Below are 18078 nucleotides of genomic sequence, written 5' to 3'. Positions count from 1 at the left end.
TGGCCGCGAGATAGGGCGCATTGAACTCCGTGGCCTCCACCGGCACGTCAAGGCTCTGGCCCAGCATGCTGACTTCCACCTCGTCATCGCCCGTCATCTGCCGGATGATGTAGCCCGCGGATATCCCCGCACGGCCCCAGTCGAAGGCCTTGGCCGCCTCCAGATCGAGGTCCGCCTCGAAGACGCCCGTGGTATAGCTCCCGACCTCGGCCGCGCCCGAGACATCGGTGGCGGCCACCCGTGTGGTATCGACCTCCTCGGAGTAGCCCGGTGCCGCCTCCACGGCATAGCGCAGCCGGGCCGAGGGGGTGAGGCTGGCCCGGTCCGCAAAGGCATAGGCATAGGCAAGGCCAAGCTCGGGGCTGAACCACCATGCCTCATAATCGCCCTTGGCGGTTGAGTTGCCCAGCGTGGCATCATCGGTTGCCGCCGTGCCGCCCGCAACCGAGCCATTGTCGGCCAGATTGTCGTTCACGAAGCGTCTGGTCGAGGTCTTGCCCCAGCCCAGATTGAGCCCGGCATCGAGCCTGAAGCCGCTCTGGCTGTGGCGGAGGAACAGGCCACCGGCAAAGCCCTCGGTGGAATTGTCCTGCGACGTGGCAAAGCGGCTGTCGGCGGTCATCGTGGCGCTGTTGAGGGCCAGCATGGCGCCCAGAATGGTGCTGTCCTTCAGCCGCAGCGCCGCCCCGATGGCGCCGCCTGACACCGAGACGTCCTGATCGAGCGTGCTGTCGGTGCCGTCATAGGCCTGCTCATTGTAGCCACCAACCGCCCAGACCCTGTAGTCGAGCGCGGTCTGCTCGAGCGAAGTGAGGCCCTGCTGCATGAAGCCGGAGTTCATCCATGCCAGATCGGCCAGCACCTGACCCCTGGCCGCAACGCCCGTGGGGTCGAAGGTGGCATAGGTCGTGTAGGTGCCATCCGAGACCGAGAACCACGGCAGCGGGCCGCTGGTGTTGAAGGTGGTGTCAATGCCCGCGAAGCTCCAGAGGTTGGACTGCGAGGCCCCTGATAAGAGATTGATCGTGTCGCCAGTACCCATCTGCAAATGGCCGCCGATGAAGCCCGGGGCCGCAAGGGTCACGGTGTTTCCGTAGGCATCGCCGATATCGATTGCACGCCCGTAAGCCGAAATCAGCCGCCCGGAGTTCACAATCGTGTTGGAGGTGATGGCCAGAGTTGATCCGGAGAAACTGAACATGATCCCATTGCTCGCCAAACCCTTGGTCAGGATCGTGCCGGTGTTTGTGATCGTGTTTCCGGTTATTTCCGAGGTATCATAGGCACGCGCCACCAGTTGGACACCATGCGCGCTGGCGCCTGCTGTGGAAATCGTTCCGGTGTTGGTGGTCCTGTTGCCAGCGACGGAAGCAGAAGGCAGGACACTCGCGGGTAAAATCCCGTAGGAGCCGCCGGGAACTATGTTCTGCCCATCAGCATACAGCGTAATGCCGCTCGAGGCGTCACCGCTGGTCAAGATCATGCCAGAGTTGGTGATAGTGTTATTGATGACCGAGGCAGGAGGCACGACAATTGAGGGAAAAATATCATCAGCGCCTCCGAGGACTATGTACTGCCTGATAGCGACCAGAGTTATGCCGGCTGAGGCGTCACCCTTGGTCGCGATCATACCGGAGTTAGTGATGGTGTTGTCCATAATAGACGAGGAGCCGAGGGACTTCGCATTCACAATCACGCCGCCGGCATCGTCATTCAGTGTTTGGATCGTACCGGAATTGATAATGGTATTGCCGTAGATGGTGGTGTCAGAGGCAGGCGAATACGCCAACAACAGAACGCCATTTGCGAAATTGCCCGCCGTCTCGATCGCACCGGAATTGGTGATGGCATTGTCGGCAATGTAAGCAAGGGAATTCGGCGAATATGCAGACAGGAACACACCGGAGGCAAAGTTTCCTTCCGTTCTGATTACACCAGAATTGGCGATGGAGTTGCCGGTAATGTAAGAAATCGTATTCGGGGAGTATCCGACCAGGAATATACCGTGCGCAGCATAGCCCACCGTATCAATTCTGCCGGAATTGGTGATTGTGTTAGCGTAAACGGAGGCAGTAGACCCGGATGAGAATGCATCCAGAAAAATGCCGCGAGAAAAGTCGCCATTCGTCTCTATTGCACCGGAGTTGGTGATTACATTGCCAATGATCTTGGCCTCTGCTGAGGTGGACTGGCTCTGAAGAAAGACGCCATGAGAGTGATCGCCTGTTGTTTCGAGTATTTTCGAGTTGGTTATCATTGCTCCAGTAATTGACGCCGTGCCGTGGGTGCTTGCCGACCACATACGGATCGCATTGGCATTTTGACCTGAGGTGCTGATCTCACCTGAATTGTTGATGATGTTGTCGCCGATCTGAGACGCCTCGTCTACCGAGGAGGAGCGCAGATGGATGCCTTCCGAGAAGTCGCCAGATGTGGTGATCGGTCCGGAGCTGGTGATCTTGTTACCGGTGATCGCCGCAGAGGAATCATCATAGGACTTTGAACGCAGACCGATTCCCTCGGAATAGTCATCAGCGGTTGTGATCGGGCCCGAGCTGGTGATTGTGTTGCCTGAGGTCAGAGCAGAACCATCCCCGGTCGAGACGGTGCGCAGTGAAATGCCTCTAGCCTTCTCCCCGGACGTGCTGATCGAACCAGAACTGGTGATCGTGTTGCCGGTGAGTGAAGCTGAGCCAGACGCGGGTTCGCTGTCGAGGTAGATGCCATGGGCGTAGTCGCCCGTCGTCGTGATCGATCCTGAACCGGTAACAGTGATATCCGTTCCCGAAACGGCTGGCGCATTTGTAGGGGTGTTAATGATGGCGGCAGCACCGGCATTGGTCAGCGCCGTATCGAGCGAATAGCTTCCGCCATTGCTGACCGTGACCTGGTCGGCACGGGCGTAACCGGCACACAGGACCATCACCGTCGAGGCGAGAAGCGAGCGCTTTAGTTGGTTCAGCAAATGAGGCTCGCTTTCCAATTTCCGAATTTCCTAGAATGCTAGCCAATTAAACGGACTGGTCAAGGCAGAAGACTGGGATTCCGGCCCATTTTCCGCCACTTAGACGAACAAATGGAGAGCCCCGCACCATCCGGCGGGCGGATGGGGCAGCGATCCGGTTCTGCTCTTAACTGGCAAGCGCCCGGACGGACGCCTCGTGAATGCGGCACGGTGCCTCTTTATGCTGGCTACCATTGCGCCCAACGGACGCGTTCTGAATTCAGGACCAGTTGGCCGGGGCCACGATCACGGAGACAAGAAATGCTCGTGGTCGGGTAACGTCTTCCTGCCGAATAACCCCCCCAACATTCAGTTCGTCTTGGCTCTTGTTGACAAGGTAACGATGAGCTCAGAGCGATCCTCCTTTGCAACGATATGCGTCTACTTCCTGCAACGAGCAGCAGTAACGCTTGTCACAGACCGACGAGGTGATAGAATTGCTGGAGTGAACGAAACCAAGCCTGGCACATTGGTTAAGGGCAGTTGCGCGAAACCCGCAAGCGGATGCGGGATTGTGGTTGGCATTCTGCTCGGGGCCACCCTACTGCTCGTGACGAAGGCAACCGCGGCCGACTTCGCCTGTGGTTCCATCCGGGATCCAGACATTAAGCAATTGTGCTATGCTGGAACCTGCCTTCTCTCTGGGGCCGACAAGCCGTCAACATCCGAAACTACCAACCTGTCCATTGCTCCGGAGTGGGTCTCATATTGCAAGTCCGTCTGGAACCTTGAAGCGGCCTGCGAAGCGACCGCGCCCAAGCTGGAGACCATTCGGTGCACAGCAGATGCGACCAAGGTCGAGCGCTGGGTCTGCGATCATCTGAAGACCTGGAGCCGGGTGGTCTGTTCGCATTGCACGACGTGACACTGGCGCCGAAAATGCCATGCAACGACAAGACTGTGATGGCGTGCCCACCAGTTCAAACACAGACCCGCCCGATTAACAGCTTACCCCACCGACATCCGACGGTGACCAACGATCCAGTGAAATTTCATGAAGTTCCCTCACCTTCTGGCAAACGCCACGCGACATCACCTGGCTACAAAGGACTCGCACGGACTTTACGAGTGCCCACCGGTGCCACCTGAGATCTCCATGACAATCTTCGATCGAGGAGATCCCTAACAGGTGCATCACGCAATCCGGTGGAATTTCAGAACTTGGGCTTGAAGCGCTGCGAAAACCTACTTCCGTTTCATCAAATAGCAGACAGCGATAGTAGCTCCGCCCTTGGCTGCTGCACCCTCTTGGGCACAGAGTTCCATCTCAGAGGTGGATAAGAGCTGGGCATCGAACAGATTGTCCTCATCTGCAAACACCACAGTCACATTATCTTGACGGATCACCCCTACCAAACGTTCCGTCTTAGCTTTTGTCGACCACGTCCCAATAAGCCCTGAGCCATCTTGCTTATCAATGACGAGCGTCCACTCTTTTTTACGATCGGCGAAGACCGGATCATTCTCTGCTGGATCATGGTTGAGCGCCCCAAACCGAGCGCCATGGACGATTTTACCCGACCATGTGCCGATCAGGTTCGGAGCATCCTGCGCAAAAGCATAAGCTGCGCAAGAGGTAAGGATCGAAGCAGTTGCGGCAAGGATCTTGACGAAAGTGCCGACCGACATGGAAAACCCCTGACTGTTATGTAGTAGAAAGATGTATAATCCTTAGCAGGAGGAAAACCACGGAACAACCAACTGGAATTGCCCTGAACGCTTCCGTCATTTTTGCCGTTTTCTCTAACTTGTTGGAAAGTAGCTTCAACTGTTACCTCACCTCAGGCTATTTTGATGAAACTGCTCGACTGCCTGCGACGCCCGAAATATGCGCGACGTAAAAGTTTTTCGGAGATTTGGATAAGTTACCGATGCAATCGCAACAAATAAAAAATGCAATGCAAGCTGGGCTAGCCAATTAGGTTCTTCAAGTTACAGAAGAAGAATGAAAATCACACTACAATACCTACAAGACTGCAGAAGCGAACAAGGGGCTCGATAACCTATGTTCTGTTCTTTGGAAGGTTGATGAGAATAGATGCGGATACACGAACAATATTTCTGACTGTTTCTCATACCTAGTTATCGATCGCTTCACAAAATCGTTAGACAATCTTGAGTTATCAAGAAATCAGCGGGTCTCGATGGGTAGCCAGAATCAATTCGTGTATCCCAAAAATTGTACACTGATCTACCTGCTGGCACCCCTGTCTACCGTTACCATTGCTGTTGTATTGCGCGTAGACAAGAAGATAGCGATCTTCGCGCTATTGTGTTCTGCCTTGGCATATCTTTGGTATTCTCGCAGATCTCGCTCCATATACATCCATACAGAGGCCTCAATGCCCTTACGCCCACGATTCCAGTAGTGGAGGGATATGGATCAGCTGAGTAGCATCGATCTGGGCTTTCGCGGTTAAACTGAAATTTTCAAAACCCAAAGGCATCCCAGGTCAACTTTAGGCTTCTCTCTTCCTGGAGTGACAGTCGCTGCACTGCAACAGGGATGACAATTTGATTGAGAGCGCCATTACCATGACTACTATGCGGTAAAATGTCTTGGCTTCTATCAACGATGAGCCAGGCGCTACCTTGTATCCAACCACGCGCCCCCGCAGGACTGTACAGTTCAGGAAAAAACCGGGAAGGATTTTCCCCGCACCGCTGCCAATTTCCCCGCACCTTCAAATTGAAACATTGAAAGCACTTCAGAAGAAACAGAACAAAACGATAGTGGTGGGCCCACCAGGACTCGAACCTGGAACCAGACGGTTATGAGCCGTCAGCTCTAACCATTGAGCTATGGGCCCCCGCCTGATGGCTACAGCAATTCTTGGCGCCATGCTATAGGCTTCAGCCCATGGAACACAGTCTTTCGCCCGAAGCCGCCGTCGAGCGCCTCATCGCCCTGTATCGTGACGCCTCAGGCAGTCTCAGACACTGCCTCGAACGATATTTTGACATCCGCCAGCCCCCCACGGAGGCCGAACGCCAGCAATTTCGCTATCCCGGCCTGTGGGTCGAGTACAGGTCGGCTGGTCTGCAACCCCGGGTCGCCCGGGCTTTCGCCAAGTTCCAAGGCCCTGGAGTCTATGCCACGACGATCACGCACCCCGAGCATTTCGGCCGCTACCTGATCGAGCAACTCACCCACCTCGCCAGAGACTACTCAGCAACGATCAGCGTCGGGCCGTCGGAGGAGGAAATCCCCTACCCCTACGTCCTTCACCAGGGTGATGATCTGGGACGCAATGACGTGACCGCAGCCGAACTGGCGTTACACTTCCCAATCCCGAAGCTTGCCCATGTCGGTGATGAGGTGGCTGACGGGCTGTGGAACCAGCACCCTGGGCAACCTCTGCCACTCGCGCTGTTTGATGCCGTCCGGGTCGACTATTCGCTGAAACGGCTCCAGCATTACACAGGAACAAACTGGCAGGCCGTTCAGCCCTGGATCCTTCTTACCAACTATCACCGCTATGTCGACCAGTTCGTAAAGTGGTCACTGGCCCAGCTCCGGGACCAGAGCCCCTACGCCACCCTCGCACTCCCCGGCGGTGGGCAGGTTACCCGCAGCATGGGAGAGGCCGAGCGCCAGTCGATTATCGCCCAGTCACAATGGCACCGCTACCAGATGCCCGCCTATCACCTGTCACGCGGGGATGGCCAGGGCGGTGTCAGCCTTGTCAATATCGGGGTGGGACCATCCAATGCCAAGAATATCACCGATCATCTCTCGGTGCTGCGCCCGCATTGCTGGCTGATGGTCGGGCACTGCGGCGGCCTGCGGCAGAGCCAGCGTATCGGCGACTACGTTCTCGCCCATGGTTATCTTCGCCAGGACCGCATCCTCGACTCGCTGGTACCGCCGGAAATTCCAATTCCACCGCTGGCCGAGGTTCAGGTTGCCCTACAGGAAGCAGCAGCTCGCGTGACCGGTGAACGGGGCGACGCGCTGAAGGAGCGCCTGCGCACGGGAACAGTGGTGACCAACGACGATCGTAACTGGGAATTGCGCTGGAGCCAGGAGTTGCGACGCATCAATCTGTCTCGCGCCATCGCCGTCGACATGGAGTCAGGCACCGTCGCCGCCCAGGGCTACCGGTTGAGGGTTCCCTATGGCACGCTGCTCTGCGTCTCGGACAAGCCGCTGCATGGCGAGATCAAGCTTCCGGGCGCGGCCAATGCCTTTTATGACAGGGCAGTCGGCGAGCATCTGCTGATTGGCCTCGAGACCATCGAACTCCTGCGCGGCAACGTCGGCCAGCTTCATTCACGCAAGCTGAGAAGCTTCGACGAGCCGCCGTTCCGCTGACGCCGTATTCACGCCCCAATCGCGAGTCATGGCAAACTGTTTGATGGAGACTGCCATGTATCGACCGACCATTGCTGCCGCTGCACTCGGCACCCTGCTTTCTGTCGTGAGCCCAGCCCAAGCTGATGACAATCGCCTGCCGCGCACCATTTCTCTCACAGGTCACGGCGAGGTACGGATCGTCCCGGACCTGGCATTCGTGAATACCGGCGTCACGAGCCGCGGCGCCACCGCTCAGGATGCATTGTCCGCCAACAGCCGCTCTATGGCAAAGGTGATGGCCGTACTGAAGCAAACCGGCATCGCAGAAAAAGACATACAGACCTCAAATTTTTCGGTTCAGCCAAGGTACGATTATGTCAACGACCAGCCCCCGAAGCTGATTGGCTATGAAGCGGCTAACAGCGTGACCGCCACGGTTCGCGACATTGCCGGCCTGGGTCCGCTTCTCGACAGTCTTGTGTCTGCTGGCTCGAACCAGATCGGTGGCATCAGCTTCGACGTCGCCGAGCCCGAAACCGCCCTCGATGCAGCCCGCAAGCTTGCGGCAGCAGACGCCACCCGGAAGGCCAAGGTCTATGCGGAAGCCATGGGCCTCGAGTTGGGACCGGTGCTGACTGTGAGCGAGGTCTCCGGCTACCAGCCGCCTGTGGCAATGATGCGCTCCACTGCCGTGATGGCGGACGCCGCACAAGCGCCAGCCATCGCAGCGGGTGAGCAGAGGCTCTCCGTCGATGTGAACATAAGCTGGGAAATCAGGTAACATGCTTGCACGCTGGCGAGGCCATGGTAGCCTGAGGGCATGCCTGTACTCGAGCGTGATCCCTGGCGGCTTCAGTATTTTGAAGGAAGTCCATGCCCGGAACATGTCAAGATTCCGACTGATGATCCCGACTGCTGGATGCTCTACCCCAGCGACCGCTGGGTCTATGACAAGCTGAGGATCGCCTGGACACAGGACTTGGCCTGCGGACCGCATGGCGTTCCGCCGAATACCTATCCGGTATTCTCAAAGCCCATCATCAATCTCCGAGGAATGGGCACCGGCAGCCGCAAAATTGCCTCAGCCGAGGAGATGGAACGCTTTTCCGAGCCGGGCCACATGTGGATGCCACTTCTCGCCGGAGAGCATGTCTCGACAGATTGCGCTGTGCTTGGTGGTCGGATCGCGTGGCTTCGTCACGCAACAGGTTCGCCCTGGACTGACGGCATGTTCCGCCATTGGCGGGTTCACGCGGGAACGATGCCGGTCCTTGCAAGCCAACTCGAGGTATGGGTGGCGCACCATATGTCAGGTTACTCCGGCATGATGAATTTTGAGACCATCGGCGGCACCATCATTGAAGCCCATCTTCGCTTTGCCGACCAATGGTGCGATCTTTACGGACGAGGCTGGGTTGAGGCACTGATCGAACTCTACAGTTCAGCGAACTGGCAGTATGCCGATGTGAACCGGGTCGATGGTTACTCAGTGCCACTCTTCGCCCGCCACGGTCACGACTACCGCCATCCTCCACCTGCCCTTCAGGAGGAGGTGCGTAAAATGCCATCCGTGAGCAGCCTGCAAATCACCTTCCATCAGGGAAAACCCCAGGCAAGCCACGCCATGCCGCCGGGCGGCTTCCGTTTGGCCGTCATCAACGCCACCGACCTCGAGGCTGCGCATGCAGCGAGGCGCCGACTTGCCAGCGCATGGAGTGCTGATCTCGTCCTTGACCAAACACAGACCGAACAAGAACTGAGCTAACATTGCAGTACCAGCTTGCCAGGCTGGCACTGGCTCACGCCGACCGGTCCTTGCTGGAATGTCGATGTACATCCGGCAGCGGTGCTGCGTCCTCCTCGTCCACATGAAACCGATGAAGGATACGATGATAGACCGGCAGCAACATCAGGCCGGCAATGACGAACAGGAGAAGTCCGGACGCAATTGCATAGAATGACGCGAACAGCTTGCCGCCAGTGGTGTAAAGGGGGCCAAGCGGGCCCATGCCAGAGAGGATCATCGAGGCATTGGCAAGGGCATCGATCAAGGGCATGCCCTCAAAGTACATGTAGCCGCTGGTGCCGAGCAGGAGCGATCCCACAACCACAGCCAGCGCCCAGCCCGCATTTCGGCCCAACCGGCCATAAAACACGTCACTGCTGGCCAGCGGCTGCTCACGGGACTCGAAAGTGTAAAGATGCCGCATCCAGGCCTCCTGCTGTGGTCGGCCTGTGATAATTGATCTTGCGCAAGGCGAAAAGTGCTAGGATCATGGCTAGCTGCGGCAGAGAATTGGAGGTTTGGAATGAAAAGACTGGTCCATAATGCGCGGGTGCTGGTGACCGACGGCGGTCGCGCCACCGTGTTTCGGAACATTGGCCAACCTGGCAAGCCACAGCTGGAACAGGTTCGGGTCTATGGCCATGCCAACCCTCCGAGCCGGGAGCAAGGCAGCGACAAGCCGCCGCGCGTCAATGACCCGAGCGGCCGTCGCTCCACCATCGAGCCCACGGATTATCACCAACAGGCCGAGGATCGTTTCGTGCAGCAGATTGCAGCCGACATGGACAGAGACCTCAAGGCCGGCGAATACACCGAACTGGTTGTCGCCGCCCCGCCCCTCGCCCTTGGGGTCTACCGGAAGGCTGTTTCGGCCCAGGTCGCAAAGGTGACACTGATGGAGATCAACAAGGATCTGACCAAACACCCCGCATCCGAGGTTGCGCTGATCGTCGTCAAGACGCTTGAAGGCGACTAAGCCGTCAGCTATCGGGGCGGGATGCCAAAACCTTCAAGACAATCCCGCTCAATCCGGACCAGAATTCACAGCCTGTTCGCCACCCGGATCTATAGTGCTGAGGCTGTTGTTCCCTCACGACTGATCGAAGCGCTTGAAATGCTGTCGATGTCGCTTGCTACCGATGACGGCGCGGGACGCCGCTGGTCTGCCAAGCACGGTTATCCGGGCTACACGTCCTATGCCTCCCTCAATGACCTGGCCTGGAGGTTCCCCGAATTTGCGAGGCTGACGAAGGCCATCGAGCGTCATGCCCTTGCATTTGCCAAAGCCTTGCACTGGGATCTGCGCGGACTGAAACCAAAGGTCGACTCGCTGTGGGTGAACGTCATGCCGGAGGGCGGCGCCCACAGCTCTCACATTCACCCCAATGCGGTGCTCAGCGGAACCTTTTATGTCGCGGTTCCGCAAGGCGCAGGACCCATCAATTATGAGGACCCACGCCTTGGCTTCATGATGGCAGCGCCACCGAAGAAAGCGAAGGCGCCCCTCGCGTTCAGATCACATGTACCGTTCAAACCGCACCCGGGAACTTTAATGCTATGGGAGAGCTGGCTCCGCCATGAGGTGCCCCTGAACCGTGCGGACGGTTACCGCATCAGCATCAGCTTCAACTGCGTGTTGGCCTGATCGAGCTCAGGCAAACATCCTGTCTCCGAGTTGATCTACAATCTGCTGACCCTTCATGATGGCATGGTCTGCAGCCCCATCTTCGTCAGCGAACCGGTCGGCCCGCACGAAGCGATGCTGCTTCGTCTCGCCGTCTGCGGTCTTTGTCACAACCCCGCAGGTTTGCCACTGGCCAGCTTCCTTGTAGGGCGTGGCGGCAATGACATAACCATTGTACTCAAGTTGCCGTATCGCATTGGGTGGCCCAGCCTCGCCGGACTTGCCGATACCGAAGAGCTTCTTGAAAAACGACATGCACCAGTTCTCCGCAGCCTGTTAAGCGCCGATCAATTGTCGAGGAAACTCCGCAGCTTCCGGCTGCGGCTCGGATGCTTCAGCTTCCTGAGCGCCTTGGCCTCGATCTGGCGGATACGCTCGCGCGTCACCGAGAACTGCTGGCCTACTTCCTCCAGCGTGTGATCGGTGTTCATGCCGATGCCGAAGCGCATGCGCAGCACGCGCTCCTCGCGCGGAGTGAGCGAGGCCAGAACCCTGGTCGTCGTCTCGCGCAAATTCGCCTGGATCGCCGCGTCGATGGGCAGGATTGCGTTCTTGTCCTCAATGAAATCGCCGAGGTGCGAATCCTCCTCGTCGCCCACCGGGGTTTCGAGCGAGATCGGCTCCTTGGCGATCTTCATCACCTTGCGAACTTTTTCGAGCGGCATGGAGAGCTTGTCGGCCAGTTCCTCCGGCGTCGGCTCGCGGCCGATTTCATGCATCATCTGGCGCGAGGTGCGCACGATCTTGTTGATCGTCTCGATCATGTGCACCGGAATGCGGATGGTGCGCGCCTGATCGGCGATTGAGCGGGTGATGGCCTGCCTGATCCACCAGGTGGCGTAGGTCGAGAATTTGTAACCGCGGCGGTATTCGAACTTGTCCACCGCCTTCATCAAGCCGATGTTGCCCTCCTGGATCAGATCGAGGAACTGCAGGCCGCGGTTGGTGTATTTCTTGGCGATCGAGATGACGAGGCGGAGGTTGGCTTCCACCATCTCCTTCTTGGCGATCCTGGCCTCGCGCTCGCCCTTCTGCACCATGGCGACGATGCGGCGGAATTCGGGGATTTGCAGGCCGGTGGCGGTGGCGAGTTCGAAGATCTCGTCGCGGATCACCCGGATCGATTCCTTCTCGTCGTTCACGAACTTCTTCCATCCGAAGCGCGACAGACGGCCCACCCGCTTCAGCCAGTCCGGATCGAGTTCATTACCCTGATATTCCTTGAGGAACTCTGTCCGCGGCACCTTGTAGGTTTCGGCCAGACGCATCAACCGGCCTTCCAGCGCATTGAGGCGCTTGCTGATATCGTAAAGTTGCTCGACCAGTGCCTCGATACGCGCATTGTTGAGCGAAAGCGACTTAACCTCGGCGACAATTTCCTCGCGCAGCTTTTTGTAGCGCCTCTCCTGCGACGGAGAGAGCTCCGTGCCCTCTGCCACCTCCTGATCCTGCAGCTTGCGCAGGCTCTTGTAGCTCTTGGCGATGGCATCGAAGATCTCAAGGACCTTGGGCTTGAGCTCAGCCTCCATCGCGGAGAGTGATACGCCGAGATCATCGCCCTCGTCGTCATCATCCTCCTCGACCTGAGGCCGGTCGAAATCCTCAGGCGAAAGCACATCGCTGAAATCATCTTCACCGCCAGGCCGGCGGATGGCGGCAGCAGCTTGCCGTTTGGCTTCTGCGCGCTTGGCTTCCGCCTTTTTCTTCACTTCCTCTTTTGGCGGCACGTAAGGTGCTGGTGTCTGAACTGGCCCTTGCTTCTTAGCGTCAGGTCCCGCGTAGGTAGCCTCAAGATCAATGATGTCACGCAGCAGGATCTTGGCCTCGTTCAACTCATCACGCCAAATGATGATGGCCTGGAAAGTCAGCGGACTCTCGCAGAGACCGGCGATCATCGCCTCGCGCCCTGCCTCGATGCGCTTGGCGATGGCAATTTCGCCCTCGCGCGAGAGAAGTTCCACCTGGCCCATTTCGCGCAGGTACATGCGAACCGGATCGTCGGTGCGGTCAGCCGGTGTCTTGGCCGCCTCCACCTTGATCAGTGCAGTCTCGGTCGATTCACCCTCAGCCTCAGCCTCTACCTTTGCAGCCAGATTCTCGGTTTCTTCCTCCGACTCGACCACATTGATGCCCATGTCGTTGAGCATGGCCATGATGTCTTCGATTTGCTCCGGACTGGTCTCTTCGGACGGCAGCACGGCATTGAGTTCGTCAAGGGTCACAAAGCCGCGCGCCTTTGCCAGCTTGATCATCCGCTTAACGGCGGCATCTGACAAATCCAGGATGGGCGAGTCCGCGCCATCGCCGGCCTGAGCCTCCGGGGCTTCGGCGTCTTCTGCTGCGGCCGGGGTTTCCTGATCGTCCGGGGCGGGTGCGCGCACTTGTGCTCGGGCCATGTACAAGTCCTTGATGTGTCAGGCGGGGCATCCGCCATAGCAGCGTTGTGATTCGGGGTCAAAACCCGTTTCGGGAGGTCTCAGGTGATCACGTTCACAGGCCGTCCGCTGGCAGCGCCGAAGCCCTCGATCTGGGCCTCCTGCCCCGCATGGGACGACATCTGCTCGCGCACCGCCATGAGTGCAGTCAGATTTTCCTCGGTCGGGTCGGCCACAAACACAGCCTCGGCCGCCTTGAGCTCCCGCTCCAAGGTGATTGTTTTGCGATGAAGGGCGATCATCTGACGGAGACCGGTGCGGGCGTCATCTTGTGCTGCCCCGCTCCCGAGAAACCACTCGTTCAGCCGTTTCGCCTGGGCCAGCAGACGATCCAGCAAGGACCCGAGACCCATGCTCCTCAATTGGTCCCTGAGGACCGTTCCGTCAAGGCCCGTTTCATGAGCGGCGCAATCAATCATCCGGCTGCGCAGGAGAGCGAGTTCCGACACGGTGAACTCAAGCCCGGCAAACTCGTCCAGAAACTCGTGGATCAGGTCCGGGTGGTTGATCAGGGCCAGTACAATCATACGTTCCCGCCGTTCCGCACCCTCCAGGAAGCTGCGCTGTGAAGCGAGTTGCTTGAGTTGTGGTGTCGGCGGCTGGGGTATGTCCCAGGGCCGCTGTTGCACCTTGTATGAGCGACCACCGCCTGCGGACATGGGCGGCCGACGTACCGACGGCGACGGCCTGGCGGCCACGGGCTGAAACAGCGCACGGATGCGCTGAACGAATTCGGACTGATAATGTTTTCTTACAACATCGTCTGATATTGTATTGATAATGCTTCTTATTTCTCGCTCAAACTGAGCCCGCCTTTCAGGCGTCGACCGATCATTGCCCGCCAGGGCGCGCTGCCACAGCATGTCGGAGAGCGGCTGCGCGGCGGCAATCACCGCCCGCAAGGCGTCGGCCCCTTGCGCCTTCAGCAGATCATCCGGATCCTGGCCCTCCAGCAGCAGCGCAAAGCGCAGCGAGTGCCCCGGTTCGAGCAGCGGCAACGCCAGGTCGAGCGCCCGGTAGGCGGCTTTGATCCCGGCCTGGTCACCATCGAAACACAGGATGGGTTCCGGCGCCTGTTTCCACAGCATGGCGAGCTGGTCTTCGGTCAGCGCGGTGCCGAGCGGGGCCACCGCCTGCGGCAATCCGGCGCGGTGCATGGCGATGACGTCGATATAGCCCTCGACCGCAATGATCTGGCCGCGCTCATGGGCGGCAGCCCTGGCCTTGTCCAAATTGTAGAGCACCTGGCCCTTGTGGAAGAGCGGCGTTTCCGGCGAATTCAGATATTTGGCGAGCGCGTCCTTGGCCATCGCCCGGCCGCCGAAGGCGATCACCCGGCCCCTGGGGTCGCGGATCGGGAACATCACCCGGTCGCGGAACCGGTCATAGGCAACGGGAATGTCGTCGCCCGTCACCACGAGGCCCGCCTCGGCCATCTGGGCGACATCCACCCCCTTGTCAGCGAGGTGGCTGCGCAGCGCCGACCGGTCATCCGGCGCATAGCCGAGCCGGAACTCCTTCTGGATGGCGGGTGAAAGCTGCCGGTCAGAAAGGTAGCCGCGGGCCCTGCTGCCGCGCGCCGCCTGCAACTCCGCCTCGAAAAACCTGACGGCCATTTCCATGATTTCGTAGAGGCTTGCGCGTTTTTCCTCGCGCTGGATGTCAGCCTCACTCAGCTGCGGCATGGCCAGCCCCGCCTCGGCCGCCAGGCGCTCCACCGCCTCCGGAAAGCTCATCCCCTCCTTCTCAACGAGAAAGGTGAATATGTCGCCGGACGCCTTGCAGCCGAAGCAGTGGTAGCGGCCCTTGCGGTCCTCGACATGGAAGGATGGCGTCTTCTCGCCATGGAACGGGCAGCAGCCCCAGTAGTCACCCTTCCCGGGGTTGGACTTGCGCCGGTCCCACGCCACCTTGCGGCCGACCACCGAGGAGATGGTCACCCGGTTGCGGATGTCTTCCAGAAAGGAGGGCGGAACGCGCATGGACTGTACTTAGAGCAAGAGCAAAGCAGATGGAACCGCCCCGCATGTCGATCGCATGGCGCTCGCATGGCAAAACACTCGTAATCACCTTAGGGTGAGTTCCATGACTAGACCAAACAACCCCACCGCCAGCAAACCCCTATGGCTGCTCGCCGCGCCGGCCGTGTTCCTGCTCCTGTGGTCAGGCGGATTCTCTGTCGCCAAGCTGGGCATCAGCCACGCCGAGCCCCTGAGCTTTCTGACTGTTCGGTATGCCTGCGTCTGCGCACTGCTGGTGCCGCTTGTTGCCGTCCTTCGCCCCCCATTGCCCACGAGCCCCGCAGACTACATGCATCTGGCAATTGTCGGGATCTTGATACAGGCATTCTATTTCGGCCTCTCCTACCTGGCCTTCAAGGCGGGTGTATCGGCAGGAGGGGTGGCGATCATTGTCTGCCTGCAGCCCATCCTGGTGGGACTGATCGCGCCGCGCTTGACCCGCGAACGCGTAAGCCTCTTGCGATGGGCCGGACTCGGCCTCGGATTGACCGGGGCAGCCATCGTGATTGTTTCCCGCTCTAGCTTAGAACTTGAGCATCCTCTTGGTATCCTCGCGGCGGCCGGCGCCCTGTGCGCCATCACGGCTGGCACATTGTGGGAAAAGCGGTTCGGGAAGAACCACCATCCGGTGGTGTCCAACTCAGTCCAATATCTTGCTGGGCTGAGCGGCACACTGCCGCTGGCCATGGCATTCGAAACTTTCGACATCACCTGGAACCCAGCTTTCCTGATGGCGCTCGGCTATCTGGTGATCGGCAACTCAATCATTGCCATGTCACTGCTGCTGGCGATGATCCGGGCAGGAGAGGTGAGCCGGGTCTCGTCGCTCTTCTATTTGGTTCCGCCGCTGTCGGCGGTGATCGCCTGGCCGTTACTGGACGAGGCGATGCCACTGCTGGGTTGGGCAGGCTTCGTGCTGGCAGCGGTGGGCGTTATGCTGGCGCGGCGCTGAACGCTTGAAAGTTGGCCCCGGCGAGTCCAGACTAGACGAGCGAAACCATGCAGCAAAGTCAACAGGAGACACCGAAATGCCCATCCTTTACACAGCCCACGCCACGTCGACTGGTGGCCGCGACGGACGCGGCAAGACCGATGACGGCAAACTCGACGTTGCCCTGTCCCTGCCAAAAGAGATGGGCGGAGATGGCAAAGGCACCAACCCCGAACAACTCTTCGCCGTCGGTTATTCAGCCTGTTATCTGGGCGCTGTGAAATTCGTAGCAGGACAGGAAAAGGTGACGATTGCGCCAGACGCAGCCGTAACCGCCCATGTCGGCGTCGGCCCGCGCGACGATGGTGGCGGCTTCGGCATTGCCGTTACGCTGGACGTGAAGCTGCCAGGCCTCACCAAGGCCCAGGCCGAGGATATCACCACCAAGGCTCATGTGGTGTGCCCTTACTCTCACGCAACGAAGGGCAACATCCCGGTCAAGACCAACATCCTCTGAGATATGAGCGAGACGGCGTCTCAGCCCAGCAGGCTCTTCACGATGCCGCCGGCCTTGGCCATATCGATCTGACCAGAATGGCGGAGCTTCAACTCCGCCATAACTTTTCCCATGTCCTTGATGCCGCTTGCGCTGATCGCCTTGATGATGACGGCAATTGCAGCTTTCGCTTCATCCTCGCTCATCTGTTTTGGCATGAACGACTGGATGACAGTTATCTCGTCCCGCTCGTTCTGAGCCAGTTCAGGTCGCCCGCCCTGCTCGTAGGCGGCGATTGAATCCTGGCGCTGCTTCACCATGCGGGCAAAGAGTTCCACGATGCCCGTATCGGGCGTGAGCGCCGAATCATGCCCATCCGTGCGGCTGTTTATGTCCTTGTCCTTGATAGCCGCCTGCATAAGCCGCAAGGTGCCGAGCTTCTTCTTGTCACCAGCCTTCATGGCGTCCTTCAACGCCGCCGAAACCTCGTCGCGCAGAGCCATACCGGGCGCTCCCTGTGTTGTGCAAAATCAGCCACCGGATTTAGAGGGGAACTCGCCGCACCGCAACCTTGACGGGCCAGCGCCCTTGCCCTAACCACCGCCCAGTTCCCGGGAGCCCCTCATGCCGACTGCCAAGAAGCCTGCCAAGGCCAAGACGCCCGCACGTCCGACACTCGGCGACTGGGACACCCCACGCGTGACGGCTCTCTTGGTTCTTGCAGATGGCACGGTGATCGAAGGACAGGGCATTGGCGCTGAAGGAGAAGCAGTTGGCGAGGTCTGCTTCAACACCGCAATGACCGGCTACGAGGAGGTGTTGACCGACCCCTCCTATGCCGGCCAGATCGTGACCTTCACCTTCCCGCACATTGGCAACGTCGGCACCAATGACGAGGACATCGAAACGACAAACCTGGCAGCGTCGGCGGGTGTTGTCGGCTGTATCGTGAGGCAGCCCGTGACGGAGCCAGCCAACTACCGGTCCGCCAAGCATTTCGACAAATGGCTGAAGGCCCGCAACATCATCGGCCTTTCGGGCATCGACACCCGCGCGCTCACTGCCCGCATCCGCGAAAAGGGCATGCCGAACGGCGTCATCGCGCACAATGCGCGGGGCAAGTTCGACCTGAAGAAGCTGAAAGCCATGGCCGCCGCATGGCCGGGGCTTGTTGGCCTTGATCTCGCGAAAGACGTTTCACTTTCCCAGCGCCTGCACTGGGATGAGACGCTGTGGGACTGGAGGCAGGGCCATGTCCGCGTCAGCCCGGGCCGCTTCAAGGTGGTGGCCGTTGACTATGGCCTCAAGCGAAACATCCTGCGCTGTCTCACGGCCGCGGGATGCGATGTCACGGTAGTGCCAGCGACCAGCAAGGCGGAAGAGATCCTCGCCATGAAGCCTGACGGCATCTTCCTATCCAACGG

The 18078-nt window shown here is 59.1% G+C and carries 16 protein-coding genes and 1 tRNA gene; 9 read left to right on the top strand and 8 right to left on the bottom strand.

Annotated elements, in window-relative coordinates:
• Window positions 1-2983, bottom strand: a 2983-nt coding sequence (locus ACILRN_RS08210) for an autotransporter domain-containing protein (RefSeq protein ID WP_395687236.1), incomplete at its 3' end; no start/stop codon positions are given.
• 466 nt (window positions 2984-3449) lie between these two features.
• Between ACILRN_RS08210 and ACILRN_RS08205 the strand changes: the two genes are divergently transcribed.
• The gene (locus tag ACILRN_RS08205; protein ID WP_395687234.1) at window positions 3450-3869 is read left to right on the top strand and encodes a hypothetical protein; all 420 of its coding nucleotides are present in this window, start codon (window positions 3450-3452) and stop codon (window positions 3867-3869) included.
• A gap of 320 nt (window positions 3870-4189) precedes the next feature.
• Here ACILRN_RS08205 and ACILRN_RS08200 read toward each other — a convergent pair whose 3' ends face one another.
• Together ACILRN_RS08200 and ACILRN_RS08195 are read right to left on the bottom strand one after the other, a co-directional pair.
• Window positions 4190-4633, bottom strand: coding sequence for a hypothetical protein (locus ACILRN_RS08200; protein WP_395687232.1), 444 nt, complete (start codon window positions 4631-4633; stop codon window positions 4190-4192).
• Window positions 4634-5738: 1105 nt separating this feature from the next.
• A tRNA-Ile gene (locus tag ACILRN_RS08195) sits at window positions 5739-5814 on the bottom strand.
• A 50-nt stretch (window positions 5815-5864) separates the two neighbouring features.
• Here ACILRN_RS08195 and ACILRN_RS08190 point away from each other — a divergent pair.
• From ACILRN_RS08190 to ACILRN_RS08180, 3 genes are read left to right on the top strand one after another with little or no spacing between them, the layout of a single operon-like run.
• Entirely contained in the window at window positions 5865-7319 is a 1455-nt protein-coding gene (locus ACILRN_RS08190) for an AMP nucleosidase (protein WP_395687230.1), read from the top strand.
• A gap of 55 nt (window positions 7320-7374) precedes the next feature.
• Window positions 7375-8082, top strand: coding sequence for an SIMPL domain-containing protein (locus tag ACILRN_RS08185; protein ID WP_395687228.1), 708 nt, complete (start codon window positions 7375-7377; stop codon window positions 8080-8082).
• Window positions 8083-8121: 39 nt separating this feature from the next.
• The gene (locus ACILRN_RS08180; RefSeq protein WP_395687226.1) at window positions 8122-9066 is read left to right on the top strand and encodes a hypothetical protein; all 945 of its coding nucleotides are present in this window, start codon (window positions 8122-8124) and stop codon (window positions 9064-9066) included.
• A 34-nt stretch (window positions 9067-9100) separates the two neighbouring features.
• Here the strand turns inward: ACILRN_RS08180 and ACILRN_RS08175 are convergent, their stop codons facing one another.
• Entirely contained in the window at window positions 9101-9511 is a 411-nt protein-coding gene (locus tag ACILRN_RS08175) for a hypothetical protein (protein WP_395687224.1), read from the bottom strand.
• Window positions 9512-9610: 99 nt separating this feature from the next.
• On the opposite strand from ACILRN_RS08175, the gene ACILRN_RS08170 reads away from it, so the two are divergent.
• Complete coding sequence (locus ACILRN_RS08170; RefSeq protein ID WP_395687222.1) at window positions 9611-10063, top strand: host attachment protein; 453 nt, start codon at window positions 9611-9613, stop codon at window positions 10061-10063.
• A 21-nt stretch (window positions 10064-10084) separates the two neighbouring features.
• Window positions 10085-10732 (top strand): TIGR02466 family protein, encoded by a 648-nt coding sequence (locus ACILRN_RS08165; protein WP_395687220.1) that lies wholly within the window; start codon window positions 10085-10087, stop codon window positions 10730-10732.
• 6 nt (window positions 10733-10738) lie between these two features.
• Here ACILRN_RS08165 and ACILRN_RS08160 read toward each other — a convergent pair whose 3' ends face one another.
• The 3 genes from ACILRN_RS08160 to dnaG form a co-directional block, all read right to left on the bottom strand.
• Complete coding sequence (locus ACILRN_RS08160) at window positions 10739-11026, bottom strand: HlyU family transcriptional regulator (protein ID WP_395687218.1); 288 nt, start codon at window positions 11024-11026, stop codon at window positions 10739-10741.
• A gap of 32 nt (window positions 11027-11058) precedes the next feature.
• Window positions 11059-13167 carry an RNA polymerase sigma factor RpoD gene (gene rpoD / locus ACILRN_RS08155; RefSeq protein ID WP_395687216.1) on the bottom strand — a complete coding sequence of 703 codons (2109 nt, stop codon included), beginning with the start codon at window positions 13165-13167 and terminating at the stop codon, window positions 11059-11061.
• 80 nt (window positions 13168-13247) lie between these two features.
• Window positions 13248-15188, bottom strand: a complete 1941-nt coding sequence (gene dnaG, locus ACILRN_RS08150; RefSeq protein WP_395687215.1) for a DNA primase — start codon at window positions 15186-15188, stop codon at window positions 13248-13250.
• Between the two features lie 103 nt (window positions 15189-15291).
• On the opposite strand from dnaG, the gene ACILRN_RS08145 reads away from it, so the two are divergent.
• Together ACILRN_RS08145 and ACILRN_RS08140 are read left to right on the top strand one after the other, a co-directional pair.
• Window positions 15292-16179 carry a DMT family transporter gene (locus ACILRN_RS08145; RefSeq protein ID WP_395687214.1) on the top strand — a complete coding sequence of 296 codons (888 nt, stop codon included), beginning with the start codon at window positions 15292-15294 and terminating at the stop codon, window positions 16177-16179.
• A 76-nt stretch (window positions 16180-16255) separates the two neighbouring features.
• On the top strand, window positions 16256-16675 hold the full coding sequence (locus ACILRN_RS08140; protein WP_395687212.1) for an organic hydroperoxide resistance protein: 420 nt from the start codon (window positions 16256-16258) through the stop codon (window positions 16673-16675).
• Window positions 16676-16695: 20 nt separating this feature from the next.
• On the opposite strand, the gene ACILRN_RS08135 is transcribed toward ACILRN_RS08140, so the two are convergent.
• On the bottom strand, window positions 16696-17157 hold the full coding sequence (locus ACILRN_RS08135; protein WP_395687210.1) for a GatB/YqeY domain-containing protein: 462 nt from the start codon (window positions 17155-17157) through the stop codon (window positions 16696-16698).
• 121 nt (window positions 17158-17278) lie between these two features.
• On the opposite strand from ACILRN_RS08135, the gene ACILRN_RS08130 reads away from it, so the two are divergent.
• The coding region (locus ACILRN_RS08130; RefSeq protein WP_395687209.1) for a carbamoyl-phosphate synthase small subunit at window positions 17279-18078 on the top strand (800 nt) is incomplete at its 3' end.

Origin of the sequence: Aestuariivirga sp. (assembly GCF_044238155.1) — a bacterium.
GTDB lineage: Bacteria > Pseudomonadota > Alphaproteobacteria > Rhizobiales > Aestuariivirgaceae > Aestuariivirga.
This window is presented reverse-complemented; position numbering and strand designations above follow the sequence as displayed.

What these genes read in the sequence shown, in the direction of transcription:
- ACILRN_RS08200 (WP_395687232.1), bottom strand. Translation starts at nt 4,633, where the DNA reads ATGTCGGTCGGCACTTTCGTCAAGATCCTTGCCGCAACTGCTTCGATC.
- ACILRN_RS08190 (WP_395687230.1), top strand. Translation starts at nt 5,865, where the DNA reads ATGGAACACAGTCTTTCGCCCGAAGCCGCCGTCGAGCGCCTCATCGCC.
- ACILRN_RS08185 (WP_395687228.1), top strand. Translation starts at nt 7,375, where the DNA reads ATGTATCGACCGACCATTGCTGCCGCTGCACTCGGCACCCTGCTTTCT.
- ACILRN_RS08180 (WP_395687226.1), top strand. Translation starts at nt 8,122, where the DNA reads ATGCCTGTACTCGAGCGTGATCCCTGGCGGCTTCAGTATTTTGAAGGA.
- ACILRN_RS08175 (WP_395687224.1), bottom strand. Translation starts at nt 9,511, where the DNA reads ATGCGGCATCTTTACACTTTCGAGTCCCGTGAGCAGCCGCTGGCCAGC.
- ACILRN_RS08170 (WP_395687222.1), top strand. Translation starts at nt 9,611, where the DNA reads ATGAAAAGACTGGTCCATAATGCGCGGGTGCTGGTGACCGACGGCGGT.
- ACILRN_RS08165 (WP_395687220.1), top strand. Translation starts at nt 10,085, where the DNA reads ATGCCAAAACCTTCAAGACAATCCCGCTCAATCCGGACCAGAATTCAC.
- ACILRN_RS08160 (WP_395687218.1), bottom strand. Translation starts at nt 11,026, where the DNA reads ATGTCGTTTTTCAAGAAGCTCTTCGGTATCGGCAAGTCCGGCGAGGCT.
- rpoD (WP_395687216.1), bottom strand. Translation starts at nt 13,167, where the DNA reads ATGGCCCGAGCACAAGTGCGCGCACCCGCCCCGGACGATCAGGAAACC.
- dnaG (WP_395687215.1), bottom strand. Translation starts at nt 15,188, where the DNA reads ATGCGCGTTCCGCCCTCCTTTCTGGAAGACATCCGCAACCGGGTGACC.
- ACILRN_RS08145 (WP_395687214.1), top strand. Translation starts at nt 15,292, where the DNA reads ATGACTAGACCAAACAACCCCACCGCCAGCAAACCCCTATGGCTGCTC.
- ACILRN_RS08140 (WP_395687212.1), top strand. Translation starts at nt 16,256, where the DNA reads ATGCCCATCCTTTACACAGCCCACGCCACGTCGACTGGTGGCCGCGAC.
- ACILRN_RS08135 (WP_395687210.1), bottom strand. Translation starts at nt 17,157, where the DNA reads ATGGCTCTGCGCGACGAGGTTTCGGCGGCGTTGAAGGACGCCATGAAG.